14 protein-coding genes are annotated in these 13649 nt (G+C 64.6%); 4 read left to right on the top strand and 10 right to left on the bottom strand.

The window, feature by feature from the left end:
• Nucleotides 1–50 precede the first annotated feature (50 nt).
• A complete protein-coding gene (locus tag V6M52_RS15400; RefSeq protein WP_332701645.1) occupies nt 51–1409 on the bottom strand; it encodes a sensor histidine kinase in 1359 nt (452 codons plus the stop codon).
• Entirely contained in the window at nt 1406–2074 is a 669-nt protein-coding gene (locus V6M52_RS15395) for a response regulator transcription factor (RefSeq protein ID WP_332701644.1), read from the bottom strand. Before V6M52_RS15395 ends, V6M52_RS15400 begins: the two co-directional genes overlap by 4 nt.
• 142 nt (nt 2075–2216) lie before the next feature.
• Between V6M52_RS15395 and V6M52_RS15390 the strand changes: the two genes are divergently transcribed.
• From V6M52_RS15390 to V6M52_RS15380, 3 genes are all read left to right on the top strand, one after another.
• Nucleotides 2217–3392: an efflux RND transporter periplasmic adaptor subunit gene (locus V6M52_RS15390; protein ID WP_332701643.1), complete on the top strand. Its 1176-nt coding sequence runs from the start codon at nt 2217–2219 to the stop codon at nt 3390–3392.
• Nucleotides 3393–3395: 3 nt separating this feature from the next.
• Nucleotides 3396–6533, top strand: coding sequence for an efflux RND transporter permease subunit (locus V6M52_RS15385; RefSeq protein ID WP_332701642.1), 3138 nt, complete (start codon nt 3396–3398; stop codon nt 6531–6533).
• Nucleotides 6534–6696: 163 nt separating this feature from the next.
• Complete coding sequence (locus V6M52_RS15380) at nt 6697–6957, top strand: hypothetical protein (protein WP_332692951.1); 261 nt, start codon at nt 6697–6699, stop codon at nt 6955–6957.
• A 230-nt stretch (nt 6958–7187) separates the two neighbouring features.
• Here V6M52_RS15380 and V6M52_RS15375 read toward each other — a convergent pair whose 3' ends face one another.
• Nucleotides 7188–7586: a hypothetical protein gene (locus V6M52_RS15375; RefSeq protein ID WP_332692948.1), complete on the bottom strand. Its 399-nt coding sequence runs from the start codon at nt 7584–7586 to the stop codon at nt 7188–7190.
• 82 nt (nt 7587–7668) lie between these two features.
• Between V6M52_RS15375 and V6M52_RS15370 the strand changes: the two genes are divergently transcribed.
• Complete coding sequence (locus tag V6M52_RS15370) at nt 7669–7995, top strand: winged helix-turn-helix transcriptional regulator (protein ID WP_332692945.1); 327 nt, start codon at nt 7669–7671, stop codon at nt 7993–7995.
• A gap of 265 nt (nt 7996–8260) precedes the next feature.
• Here the strand turns inward: V6M52_RS15370 and thiD are convergent, their stop codons facing one another.
• The 7 genes from thiD to thiC all read right to left on the bottom strand — a co-directional run.
• On the bottom strand, nt 8261–9082 hold the full coding sequence (thiD, locus tag V6M52_RS15365; RefSeq protein WP_332701641.1) for a bifunctional hydroxymethylpyrimidine kinase/phosphomethylpyrimidine kinase: 822 nt from the start codon (nt 9080–9082) through the stop codon (nt 8261–8263).
• Nucleotides 9079–10053, bottom strand: a complete 975-nt coding sequence (locus V6M52_RS15360; protein WP_332701640.1) for a HesA/MoeB/ThiF family protein — start codon at nt 10051–10053, stop codon at nt 9079–9081. The genes thiD and V6M52_RS15360 overlap by 4 nt, the downstream gene beginning before the upstream one ends.
• Nucleotide 10054: 1 nt before the next feature.
• Entirely contained in the window at nt 10055–10654 is a 600-nt protein-coding gene (locus V6M52_RS15355; protein ID WP_332701639.1) for a thiamine phosphate synthase, read from the bottom strand.
• On the bottom strand, nt 10651–11421 hold the full coding sequence (locus V6M52_RS15350; RefSeq protein WP_332701638.1) for a thiazole synthase: 771 nt from the start codon (nt 11419–11421) through the stop codon (nt 10651–10653). The genes V6M52_RS15355 and V6M52_RS15350 overlap by 4 nt, the downstream gene beginning before the upstream one ends.
• Nucleotides 11422–11424: 3 nt before the next feature.
• Complete coding sequence (gene thiS / locus V6M52_RS15345; protein WP_332701637.1) at nt 11425–11622, bottom strand: sulfur carrier protein ThiS; 198 nt, start codon at nt 11620–11622, stop codon at nt 11425–11427.
• Nucleotides 11606–12601, bottom strand: a complete 996-nt coding sequence (locus V6M52_RS15340) for an FAD-dependent oxidoreductase (protein ID WP_332701665.1) — start codon at nt 12599–12601, stop codon at nt 11606–11608. Before V6M52_RS15340 ends, thiS begins: the two co-directional genes overlap by 17 nt.
• A gap of 7 nt (nt 12602–12608) precedes the next feature.
• The coding region (gene thiC / locus V6M52_RS15335; RefSeq protein ID WP_332701636.1) for a phosphomethylpyrimidine synthase ThiC at nt 12609–13649 on the bottom strand (1041 nt) is incomplete at its 5' end.

Raw genomic sequence — 13649 nt, 5'->3', positions numbered from 1 at the left:
TCCAATCCTATAGCAAAATTGAACCGACCAGCATGGGAGAAAAACCGCAATCAGCTCGGCCGCGGGGAAGTGAGGGGCAGGAAGATCTCGAACAGGGCGCCGCCCCCAGGGGCATCGCCGACGGTGATCTGGCCATTGTGCCGGACCACGATATCCCTGACCAGGTTCAGTCCCAGGCCGGCGCCCTGATCGAGCGGCACGATGCGGTTGAAGGGCTCGAAGATCGCCTGGCGATTCTGCTCGGCAATTCCAGGCCCGGTATCGGCCACACGGAGCGAACCATCGCGCCCGACGGCGACATGGATCGCGGTCTTGCGGCCGCCGTGAATCACCGCGTTCTGAATGAGGTTGACGATGGCGCGCGAGAGCGAGGCGGGGTCGCCGGCGACGGTAACGGTGTCCACCTCGGCATCGAACGATATTTCATCGCCGGCCGAGATCGCCAGAGGCGCCATGTCGGCGGTGACCTGGGCTGCCAGATCGACAAGGTTGACCGGCTGAAACACCGTCAGGTCCGCATCAAGGCGTTGCAGGTCGAGCAACTGGTTCGCCAGATTGGCCAGCCGGGCCACGTCGAGCATCAGCCGGCTGCGCTGCTCGTCGTCAGGCAGCAGCTCGATGCGGGTCTGGAGAATGGCGATGGGGGTGCGTAACTCGTGCGCAGCGTCGGCGAGAAAGCGCTGTCGCCGCTCGATGCCATCGTCGAGCCGCTGCAGTGCGGCGTTAACGGCCGCCACCAGGGAATGCAGTTCATCGGGCACATGCTCGGATGACAGGCGAATTCCGCGCTTGTCGACGTCGATCGTATCCGCCTCGGCCGCAACATGGTCGACGCCCCGCAACTGGTGCCTGACGATCAGCGGAATGACCAGAAAGGAGACGATGGTCAGCAGGGACAACAGGCCAAGAAAGATCGGATTGGCGATGGCGCCAAAGATGGCCTTGAAGCGTATCTCGGGACCGCCGCCGGTGATGATCCAGAGCTGCCCGGCAGCGCTGTCGTGGCGCCGCGCGAGAGCGGCAGGCGCCTCGGCCGGCCCGATATCGGCGATGTTGGCCGAGTTCAGCCGCGGCAGATAGTCGAGCAGGTCATCGGCGCGCTCGGGTATATTGCCCATCTGCACCCCATTGCCGTCGATATCCGTGGCGTAGAACCACAGGTCCGGATATTCCGCCGCTTTCTCGAGCATGTCGTCGTCGGGCACAAGCGCCAGCCCGCCAGCGGGGTCGCGCTGGATCGATTCGGCGATGTCCTCGATGACCCCGTCATCGAGCCCCTGCTCCTCGCTGATCAGCTTGAGGATGGGGATGGCGGCCACGCTGGTGAACGCCAACAGTACCAGCGCCTGCATCACCACCATGCGCCAGGTCAGCCTTGTCCGCAGCGATGTCGCGAGCCACGGCCTCATGATGCGGTCCGCAGCAGATAGCCCAGGCCACGAATGGCATGGATCTCGACGCCCGCCGCACTGAGCTTGCGCCGCAGCCGCGAGATGTGCGCATCCAGCGAATTGGACGCGATCTCGTCGTCATAGCCATAGACCGCCTCTTCCAGCGCACTGCGCGACACAGTCCGGCCGGCGCGGCGCACCAGGATTTCCAGTGCCAGCAATTCGCGGCGCGTCAGATCCAGCGGTTCGCCAGCCACGTCGGCCTGGCGCTCGGTCAGGTTGAACCGCAATTGGCCGACATTGACCGTGCTCTCGCCAATCTGTGCCGGGCGGCGCATGACCGCGCGCAACCGCGCCAGCAGTTCGTCTGTCGAAAATGGCTTGGCCAGATAGTCGTCGGCGCCATGGTCGAGCCCGGCGACACGATGGTCGGGGGATCCGAGCGCCGACAGCACGATGATGGGCAGGCCAGGCTGCTCCCGCCGCAGGAGCGGGATCAGCGACAGTCCCTCGCCGTCCGGCAACTTGCGATCGAGCAGCACGGCGTCATGCACCCCACTGCGGCAGGCCTCCTCCGCAATCTCGAGCGTGCGGGCATGATCCACCACGATGTCGTGGCGGCTGAGTGCGGCGGTCAGGGCCGCGGCCATGTTCATCTCGTCTTCGACCAGCAAAATACGCATGCACTAATCCTATCCGACTTTCTGCCAGTCTAGCGACAGACATTGCGGCTGCATTGCGCGGCGCAACGTTGGCGCAATCCAGAACGGTCATTGGATGGGTTCACAGGCCGGTGCTCGGCCCCCTCAGCCATGCGAGGCCGCAATGAACCCGTCCGATCAACCCGCCAACACTGCCACCCGCGCTCCTGCCCGCCGCGGCGGGCGATGGTTCTGGCCGGCCGTCATCCTGACCCTGGCAACCGGTGGCGCCACAGTGCTGCTGGCCAATCAGCTGCCGGCTACGCCGGTCGCCGCGACGATCACCGCACCGGCAACGCCTCGCGTCATGCAACTGCATCCCTTGGAAATCGTAACAGTGCAGCCGCAGCGCATCGAGGACCTTGTGAAGGTGACGGGCACGATCCATCCGGTGCAGGAAGCCGCCATCGCCGCCCAGGTCAGCGGCCTGGCCGAAACGGTAGCGGTGCGCCCGGGCGATCATGTCGAGGCCGGCCAGTTGCTGGTCGAGGTCGGCACCACCGACCTGCGCCTGCAACTGGACCAGCAGCGCAGCACGATGGCGTCAACCATGGTGCAACTGCGTGCCGCCGAGACGACGCTGGAGCGCACCATGCTCTTGTCCGACAAGGGGCTGGCGGCGCAAACCACGCTCGACACGGCGCAGGCGCAGGTCGATCAACTGACGGCAGCGATCGCTACCCAACAGAGCCAGGTCGCCCTGGCAGAGGCCAACCTGCTGCGGGCCCGCGTCGTCGCGCCCTTTGCCGGCACTGTCGCCACCCGTGCCATCGAGCCCGGCCAGATCGTCAGCCCCGGCACCACCATGCTGACCATCGTCGACCTGTCCACGGTCCGCGTCGAAGTCGTGGCATCGCTCGGCCATTCGGCGCGTATTCAGGCCGGTCAATCGGTGCGGCTGACCGTCCAGGGCATGCCCGCAGACGCGTTCACCGGCACTGTGGATCGGGTCAGCCCCGTCGCAGAAGCGGGCACGCGCTCGATCAAGGTCTATCTCACGCTCGATAATCCCGATGGATTGCTGCGCGGCGGCATGTTCGTCACCGGCAATATCGTGGTGCAGCAGGATGACGATGTGCTGGCCGTACCGGCCGCCGCCATCCAGACTCGCGACGAGGCCAGCTATGTGCTGGCGGTTGTGGATGGAGTGCTGCAAGAGCGCTCGATCCAAACCGGCGCCGAATGGCAGACTAGGGCGCTGACCGAGGTCAGCTCGGGCCTTGCGGCCGGCGATGTGATCGTCGGCACCGCGTTGTCCGGGCTGTCCAACGGCGCCCCCGTCGTCATTGAGGAAAACTAGGCCATGTTCCTCACCTCCATCAGCGTTCGCCACCCGGTCTTTGCCACCATGATCATGGTGGCCATTCTGGTCTTCGGCATCTCGGCCTATCGCGGCCTGCCCATCGAACAGTATCCCGATGTCGATTTTCCCATCGTCGCCGTGCTGACGCCCTATACCGGCGCGTCGCCGGAAGCCGTCGAGACCGAGATCACCCAGCCCATCGAGGATGCCGTCAATACCCTGGGCGGTATCGAATCGGTCACCTCCACCTCCAGCGCCGGCCATTCGACGGTCGTGCTGCAATTCACCCTCGAGACCGACGCCGCCGTCGCAGCGCAGGATGTCCGGGACCGGCTGGCTGCGATCGCCGATCAATTGCCGGACGCGGCCGACACGACCCAGGTGCTGCGCTACAATCCCACGGCCAGTCCCATGCTGTCCCTCGCCCTCAGCAGCCCAACCCAATCGGTGCTGGAGCTGACATCGCTGGCTGACGACATCGTCACGCCCGCCCTGACCGCCATTTCCGGCGTGGGCAGTGCCACCGTCGTCGGGGGCCTCGACAACCAGGTCCGTATCGCGGTCGATCCGGACCTGCTCAACGCCTTCGGCATCGGTATTGGCGACGTTGTCTCGGCCCTCCAGCAGGACAACCAGACACTGCCCACCGGCTCGATCGTCGAGGGCCTGCTGGTACAGACGGTGCAGATCAACGCCGAGGTCGCCACGGTCGAAGGCTTCCGCGACATCATCGTTGCCAGCAATGGCGGCGAGACCATTACCGTTGGCGATGTCGCGACGGTGACCCAAGGCCCGTCCGATACCGATGGCCTGGCGTTCCGTGATGGTGAGCAGGCGCTGGCTATCGACGTGGTCAAGATCGAAGGCGGCAATACCGTAGCCATCGCCCATGCCGTCGAGGCGGCGGTCGCCGCGCTGAACGAAAATGGCAGCCTGCCCGAGGACGTTGTCATCGATGTGCTGCAGAACTCGGCCGAACCGATCGAGCAGAATTTCGAGACCGTTCAGGCCACCCTGATCGAGGGCGCCGTGCTCGCCGTGGTGATCGTCTTCCTGTTCCTCAATTCCTGGCGGTCGACCATCATTACCGGCCTCACCTTGCCGATTTCGATCGTGGGAACCCTGACCGTGGTGAGCCTGCTCGGCTTTACCCTCAACATGATGACCATGCTGGCACTGACCCTGTCGGTTGGCATCCTCATCGACGACGCCATCGTCGTGCGTGAAAACATCACCCGGCACTTGCATATGGGCAAATCCCATATCCAGGCGGCGCTCGATGGCACCAAGGAGATCGGGCTGGCCGTGCTGGCCACGACGCTCTCCATCGTCGCAGTGTTTCTGCCGCTCGCCTTCATGGACGGGATTGTCGGCCGGTTCTTCATGCAGTTCGGCGTCACCGTTTCGGTAGCAGTGCTGATTTCGCTTTTCGTCAGCTTCACCCTCGATCCGATGCTGTCGAGCGTCTGGTACGATCCGGACTCCCAGCCCGATGCCAAGCACGGCCCCATCGGCCGGCTGATCGGCCTGTTCGACAAGGGCTTCGAAAAACTCGCCCACTTCTATCGCGGCGTGCTGGGATGGTCGCTGCGCCACCGCATCATCACCATGCTGGTCGCACTGATGTCCTTCGGCAGCAGTTTCCTGCTCTTTCCCATGGTCGGCGTCGAATTCATGCCGCCAGCCGACAACAGCCAGATCCAGATCGATCTCGAGACCCCCGCCGGCTCCTCCACGGAATATACCGCCGTCAAGGCGCATCAGGTCGAGGCCCTGCTGGCGGCCATGCCGGAGGTCGAGAGCACCTATACCAGCGTCAACGCCGGCACGGCCTCCGGCGAGAACCGCGCCAGCATCGCCGTCGCCCTGGTCGATCCCGGTGAACGGACCAGCTCGTCGCTGGAAATGACGGTCCCGATCCGCGATGCGCTGCGCTCCATTCCCGGAGCTGGCTTCGTGGTGACCGCCGGTGGCGGCCTGGGGGGCGGCGACAGCCCCATCCAGGTCAAGCTGCTCGGGGAAAACCTCGACGGCCTGGCCACGGCCGCGGCGCAGTTGAGCGAGGCCATGCTGGCCATTCCCGGCATTGTCGATGTCGAACTGAGCCTGCAGCAGGCCCAGCCCATGCTCGACATCGTCATGGACCGGCAGGCCGCGAGCGACATGGGCATTGGCCTGCAGGCCACGGGTTCGGCCCTGCGCGCCATGCTGGGCGGCGAAACCGCCTCGGAATGGACCAATGCGGCCGGCGACCAGCTCGACGTCGTCGTGCGTCTGCCCGAAGCCATGCGGCAGAGCGTCGACGCCATTGGCGACCTGCCCATCGCCCAGAGCCAGACCGACACCCCGGTCGCCATCCGGCTCGACCAGATCGCCGAGGTCAGGCCCACCCTTGGCCCCAGCGAGATCCACCGCGAAGACCTGACTCGCCAGGTCACCATCAGCGCCAATATCGAAGGCGGCGTGCTGGGCGATGTCACGACCCAGATCGATGCCGCGGTGGCCGCGCTCGATCTTCCCGCCGGCGTCAGCATCGCCCAGGGCGGCGATGGCGAAATGCTTACCGATACGGTGGGCAGCATGGTCTCGGCGCTGCTGCTGGCCGTGATCTTTATCTACCTGGTGCTGGCCAGTCAGTTCGGCAGCTTCCTGCAGCCCCTGGCGATCATGATGGCTTTGCCACTGTCACTGGTCGGGGTCATGCTGGGCCTACTGGTCGGCGGCTCGACGCTGAACATGTATTCCATGATCGGCTTCGTCATGCTGATGGGCCTCGTGGTCAAGAATGCCATCCTGCTCGTCGACAATGCCAATCAGCACCGGCGAGAGGGCGCGACCCTGGTTGATGCCCTGATCGAGGCCGGCGGCACACGCTTCCGCCCCATCATCATGACCACGCTGGCCATGATCTTCGGCATGCTGCCGCTGGCCCTCGCCATTCACGAGGGGAGCGACCAGAGCGCACCGATGGCCCATGCGGTGATCGGGGGCCTCATCAGCTCGACCCTGCTGACGCTGGTCGTGGTGCCGGTGATGCTGACCTATGTCGATGCGCTGTCGCGTTTCGTCACCCGCTTCCTGCCGCGGGCGCCGGACCATCACGAACCGCAAACCGAACCCATGCTTCCGGCTGTCTGACGCCGCACCTCCACGGCGTCACACGCGCACGGCACCCCGCTTTCCGGCGGGGTGCCGCTGCCGTTTGAATTGTCATAACTATTTGAAAATAAACGATCTATGCAATGTTCAGGCAATGCGCGCGACGGAAAGTGAGGGTGTTCAAACAGAAAGAAACATCGAAATGAAAACCCTCTCCATCACCACGCTGGTCGCTATCGCCGGATTTACCGCCCTTCCCACACTGGCCATGGCTGACACGACAATCCACGGCCGCGACGAATTCGCACTCGAAGCAGCCCTGCTCGACCGCGGCGTCGCGACCGAACGCCTGGAAGAATGGGGCGGCTATGTCCGCGCCTGGGTTCCCAATGGCGCCGGCGGCACCTCCATGCAGTTCTTCGATCCCGACACCCTGCAGCAGGTCGAGCCGTATCGCGGCTGACCGGTCACATCGGCGGGCGGCTACGGCCGCCTGCAGCTGCGCCGATCGCCTCGGCCGCAGGGCGTTGCGGTTCTGCCTGTTTGGGAGGTCCTCCTTCCGCTTCAGGTCAACGCGACATGTTGCTTGACGTACCGAACGTATCGACAACCTCTGGATGGGCCCTGGTGCCGCGAAAACCACGGCTGTCGCGTGATGTCGGGGGAACGTCACCCCAAACCCAAGCCGCCTGTTCAGGCCACGGACGTCTGCAAGACGCCAGCATCGCGCCGCAGGGCCACGATCAGTAGGATGGAGAACAGGACCGCGTTGAACATCGGGAAGGCCGACGCGGTCAATGGCAGGACTCCAGAGGCCGTGTAGTAGAGGCCGGCCGCCAAATCCACGAACTGGATGACCACCATGCTCTGCAACCAGAGGGGATCGACGCTCTTGCGACCAGCCAGGACGACCAGCACAATTCCGAATGCCAGAAATCGGGCTGCGAGCATGCCGACGATGTAGAAGGTATCGGTCGGCGGCATCGACAGGCCCATCGCACTGAAGAAGAGGGCCGGCGCGAAAAGGGTCAAGGCGCCAAGGACGATTTGCGAAATGGCGATAAGCCAGAGGACGATGCGCAGGTATGTCATGGATTGAGGCTCCAAAGGTTTCTGGTTGCCGCAATCTAGGAGACTCGCTATACAAAAGTAAGTAATTACAAAAAGTATAGCGATGCTTTTAGTAGATGATGTGGTGCCCTGCGAACCCGCCTGCCCAGTTTCCCGGGCCGCCAAGGTACTGGATGGCAAGTGGACCACCTTGATCTTCCGGGAGTTGCTCCGCGGAACCAGGCGCTATAGCCAGCTTCAGCGGAGCCTTGAGGGAATCAGCCCGCGCATGCTGGCGCTTCGGCTTGCAGCGCTCGAGGCCGAAGGACTGATCAGCAAAACCATCTATCCGACCGTGCCGCCCAAGACGGAATACGCCCTCACCGCGCAAGGGCGAAGGGTCGAACCGGTCATTGCCGCGATGGCGACATTCGGCGAACACCTTGCCTAGGCTCCACGCACGGCCTGTCGCGTACAAAAACCCTGGATTTGTCTCCGGCCAGACCACGGGCCGGAGATAATCCGTCACTGGCCCGGCGCCAATTATGGCAAGGACCTCTTAGGTCGTCCCGAGCTTCCGGCTCGGCTCTGCGCTCAATATCTCCTCGCGATCAGTGGCGCAGATTGCGATGCCAAGGCGGGCAGGTCTGCTCGTGCGCCTCCTTCTGGCGAACAAAAGCGCAGCCTAATCCGCCGGAGCGGGGCGTCCTCGCGTCTCATAGTATGACGCCTTGTTTTGACCGGGTGGAGCTTCGGCCGGAGTGAAGCAGTCGTGCACCGGAGCCCAGGCCGTGGCCCGGCGCTGCCGCGATGGCTCGGGCGATGAAGTGCTTGGCCTGGGTGATCGATTCGATAAGCGTACACCCCCCGGCCAGGCCAGCCGCGATCGCGGAGGAAAAGATGCATCCCCCGCCGTGAAATTCGCCGATGTCCAGGCGCTCAGCGTCAAAGCGCGTGACGCCGCTGGCATCGACGAGCAAATCAGTACTCTGCCGCCCCGCGCCGTGTCCCCCCTTGATCAGCACCGCCTGGGTTCCCATCGCCAGCAACGCCCTGGCCTGGGTGATCATCGCAGCCTCGTTCATGGCAATTGGCGAGTTGGTCAAGGCGGCCGCCTCGGGCAGGTTAGGCGTGAGCAGGTGGGTCCTCGGCAGCAGCAGGGTTACCAGCGCGTTCAGGGCCTCCTCTGGCAACAAGCGCGCACCGCTGGTTGCGACCAGCACGGGATCAAGGACAATCCCGCTGGCGCCATGCCGAGCCAGACTCTTGGCGACCGCGGCGATGACATCGGCACTTCCGAGCATACCGATTTTGACCGATGCTACCGGCAGATCGGCGAATACGGCATCGATCTGGGCTGCCACCATTTCAGCGGGTATCAAGTGGACGGCGCTCACGCGCATGCTGTTCTGCGCTGTCACCGCAGTGATGGCGCTGGCTCCAAACACGCCAAACGCCGAAAACGTCTTGAGGTCTGCCTGGATCCCGGCGCCGCCGCCCGAATCCGAGCCGGCAATGGTCAACGCAACAGGAGTCACGACGGATCTCCAAGTGCCACGAGCGCCAGGTTGAGCCTGCCCATGGCCTGCAGCCGCCCCGCGGCCCGCAGCGCCCGCTGCCCGCTGCGGCAGCACAGCACGATGCGTGCTCCACCGTCGGCTGACGCCAATAGGTCGACATCCGCTGGCGCTACGCGAAGCGCGTCTGAACGCGGCAGTATGGGGGCTTCGGCCACACCGCGCAGGTCGACGACAATGTCCTCCGGCTCAAGGTCCGCCAGCCCGATGAATTGAGCGGCATGCTGAGGCTCCGGACAATCGGCAAAACCGAAACCGCCAAACTGCAGACTATGGCCATCGAAGCTGACCACGCGGCCCAGCACGCTGGGCCTGAAGTCGAGCAGCACATGGAGTGCCAAATGGGCTTGCAGACTTCCCAGGATCGCTACAGCCGATCCCAGCACGCCAATGCTGGCGCAACTACCTGCGGCTTCCGGTACATCGGGGAAAACCGCGCGATAGCTGGGCGCACCGCCGCAATAGGCCCCGACATAGCCGGACAGACCCAGCACCGACGCACTGATCAGTGGCTTGCCAACGGCCAGGCATCGGTCGGACAGCATATAGGTCACGGCAAAATTGTCGGCGGCGTCGATGACGATGTTTGCCTTTTCAATCAGCTCAGTGGCATTGGCCGGCGTCAGACGCTCCGATTTGGCCGTCGTGACTATGTCGGGATTGGAACGGAGCACGGCGTCACGCGCCGCTTCTGCCTTGAGAACACCTATATCGCTCATGTCGTAAAGCGGCTGACGATGCAGATTGCTGATGTCGACATGGTCGTGGTCGACGATGACAATCTCGCCGACCCCAGCGCCAGCCAGGATTTGCAGAACCGAGGAGCCCAGTCCCCCCGCCCCCACCACCAGCACCGTGGCGGCGGCCAGCCTGGTTTGACCTGCCGCCCCGATTTCGCTCAGCGTTGTCTGGCGGATGTAGCGATCGGTCATCTCAAGGCCTCGTTGCTGCCAGCCAGGCTCCGGTCTGGCGGGAGGGGTCGGGATGGCGCATGATGTCGCCCACCACCGCGACGCAATCGGCCCCGGCGCCAAGGCAGAGGTCGGCTCGCGCCACAGTCAGCCCGCCAATGGCCACCAGAGGGCGTGCACCCACGAGACGTTTCCATTCTCCAATCCGCGCCAACCCCTGCGGCGCCCAGGGCATCTGCTTGAGCTGAGTGGGATAGATGGGACCCAGGGCCACATAGTCGGGCGCTTCGGCCAGGGCTCGGTCGAGTTCGGCATGGTCATGGGTGCTGATGCCGATGCGTATCCCGGCCCGTCGCAGCGCGCCCATATCGGCCCCGGCCAGATCCTCCTGGCCCAAATGAACGAAATCGCAGCCGGTATCGAGCGCCAGTTGCCAATGATCATTGACCACCAATTGCGCGCCCGCGGCGGCGCATGCGCCTTTGGCCCGCTCGATCTGGGCCCGCAGCGCGGGCTCGGGACAATCCTTGATCCGCAACTGGATCAGCCTTGCCCCCCAGGCAAGCAGCCGCTCGACCCAGTCCGCATCGGGCACCACCGGATAGAAGCGGTCGAGCGTCATGCCAGGTGCGCCTTGCCCACGACCGGGGTCGAGGGTGCCGCCATGTCGCGCGGCTCCATTGGCGAGGCGGCATAGGCCATGTGCCCCGCTTCGACGGCCAGGGCGAACGCCTCGGCCATGCGCACCGGGTCGCCCGCCTCGGCGACGGCGGTATTGAGCAGCACCGCGTCATATCCCAATTCCATCGCCGCCGCCGCATGCGAGGGCACGCCGAGGCCGGCATCGATCACCAGGGGCACATCAGGGAAGTGGGCCCGCAGGGCCCGAAGTCCAAAGAGATTATTGAGCCCCCGCGCCGATCCAATCGGGGCCCCCCAGGGCATCAATACCCGGCAGCCGGCCGCGATCAGCCGTTCGGCCACCACCAGATCTTCGGTGGTGTAGGGAAAAATCTCGAACCCGTCCTCGGCCAGGATCCGGGCGGCCTCCACCAGCCCGAACACGTCGGGCTGTAGCGTATCGGCCTCTCCGATCACTTCGAGCTTGATCCAGGTCGTGCCGAACAGCTCGCGCGCCATATGGGCGGTGGTCACCGCCTCCTTGACCGAGTGGCAGCCGGCAGTATTGGGTAGGATGCGGACGCCCAGCTCACCAATGAACGACCAGAACGCCTGACCAGCCCGCTGTTCGCCGCCTTCGCGCCGCAGCGAGACGGTGACGATTTCGGCGCGAGAAGCGCGGATCGCCGCTTCGAGGATATTGGGTGAAGGGTAGCGGGCGGTGCCCAGCAGCAGCCGGGAGGAAAGCTCGACGCCATAGAAGTCCATTCCTCAGCCCCCCTGCATGGGGGCGAGCACTTCGAGATGGTCGCCATCGGCAAGGGGCGTGGCCGCGCGTCGCGCCGTGGGCACGAACCGCCCGTTGACGGCGGTGGCGACGATGGCGCCCTTGTAGCCCAGCGCTTCGAGCGCTTCGTCAAGGCGGTTCGTCGCCAGCCTTTGCTCGGTTCCGTTAAGCAAAATTCGCATGAGCAAGCTCCGTATCGAAATGGGGATCAAGGGCCGTGCCGGCGGCGATCTGGGCCAGAACCGGAGCGAGCAGAAAACCGTGGCGGAAGAGGCCGTTGACCCGGATCACGCGACCGGCCCGCTCCACCCGGGGAAGATTGTCAGGAAGCGCGGGGCGCAGATCTGCCCCCAATTCGAGAATTTCAGCCTCGCCCAGCGCGGGATGGAGCGCAAAGGCAGCACCCAGCAATTCGAGCATGGAGCGCACGCTGACCGCCCCCCGCGCTTCACTTTCGAGCATGGTCGCGCCCAGCATGAAGACGCCTTGGCCGCGCGGGACCACGTAGAGCGGCAAGCGCGGATGGAGCAAACGCACCGGTCGGGACAGCGCGAAACTGCGCGAGCGGATCACCGCCATTTCCCCACGTACGCCGCGCAAGGCCGGCATGTCGTTTCGGCCGCTGAGGCCGCGGCAATCAAAGACCAGATCGCCAGCGGCCGCCTCGGGCAGGACGTCGGTTTCAAATCGGATCGCCACGCCCAGAGACGTCAGCCGTGCCACCAGTGCCGCCAAGGCGAGGCGCGGATCGAGATGGGCTTCGTCGGGGAAATAGAGCCCCTTGCGGAAGCGATCGGCCAGATCAGGTTCGAGTGCTGCAATGCCGGCCTCGTCCAGCCAGTGATAGCGTTCGGTGCGCCGGGCGAAGCGGCTGAGTTCGACAAGGTCGCGTGCAGGGGCGACCACCAACGTGCCTTCCGACACCGTGCCGGGAAAGCGCTCGCGCCACCAGGCGATGGACTGGACACCCAGCCGGCCGACAATGGCCTCGGTCGAGGCCATCTCGCACCAGGGCGCTAGCATCCCGCCAGCATGCCAGGAGCAGCTGCCGGGGCCGAGCCCGGCATTGCGTTCGAGCACTTCCACCGCAAGGCCTCGTTCGGCCAGAGCCAGGGCGGTGGTCAAACCCGCCACCCCGGCCCCGATCACTGTTGCCCGCAGCGGAGCGCTACTGCTCGAGCGGGACATAGACCTTGGCGCCCTGGTCGATGAACTCGCGCGACTTCTCAGCCATGCCATCCTCACGGGCCGCCATGTCGCGAATATCCTGCGTGATTTTCATCGAGCAGAATTTTGGCCCGCACATCGAACAGAAATGGGCGGTCTTGTGGGCGTCCTTGGGCAGGGTCTCGTCGTGGAAGCTGCGCGCCGTATCCGGGTCGAGCGAGAGGTTGAACTGGTCCTCCCAGCGGAACTCGAACCGGGCTTTTGAGAGTGCATCGTCGCGCAACTGTGCTGCCGGATGCCCCTTGGCCAGATCGGCCGCATGCGCTGCGATCTTGTAGGTGATGACGCCGGTCTTGACGTCGTCGCGATTGGGCAGGCCCAGATGCTCCTTGGGGGTGACGTAGCAGAGCATTGCCGTGCCGAACCAGCCGATCATACCCGCACCGATAGCGGAGGTAATGTGGTCGTAGCCCGGCGCGATGTCGGTGGTCAGCGGTCCCAGCGTATAGAACGGGGCCTCGCCGCATTCGCGCAACTGCTTGTCCATGTTCTCCTTGATCTTGTGCATCGGGACGTGCCCAGGGCCTTCGATCATCACCTGGCAGCCTTTATCCCAGGCGACCTTGGTCAACTCGCCCAGCGTTTCCAGCTCGGCAAACTGAGCTGCGTCATTAGCATCGGCAATCGAGCCGGGGCGCAGGCCATCGCCCAGGGAGAACGACACATCGTACTTGGCCATAATGTCGCAGATGTCGCCGAAGCGCTCGTAAAGGAAGCTCTCCCTGTGATGAGCGAGGCACCAGCCGGCCATGATCGAGCCGCCGCGCGAGACGATGCCGGTGACGCGCTTGGCGGTCAGCGGGACATAGGCGAGGCGCACGCCGGCATGGATGGTGAAATAATCCACGCCCTGCTCGCACTGTTCGATCAGCGTGTCCGAGAACACTTCCCAGTCGAGCTTGGAGGGATCGCCATTGACCTTTTCGAGCGCCTGGTAGATCGGCACCGTGCCGATGGGAACGGGCGAATTGCGGATGATCCA

The organism is Devosia sp. (genome assembly GCF_036676215.1).
GTDB lineage: Bacteria > Pseudomonadota > Alphaproteobacteria > Rhizobiales > Devosiaceae > Devosia.
This window is presented reverse-complemented; position numbering and strand designations above follow the sequence as displayed.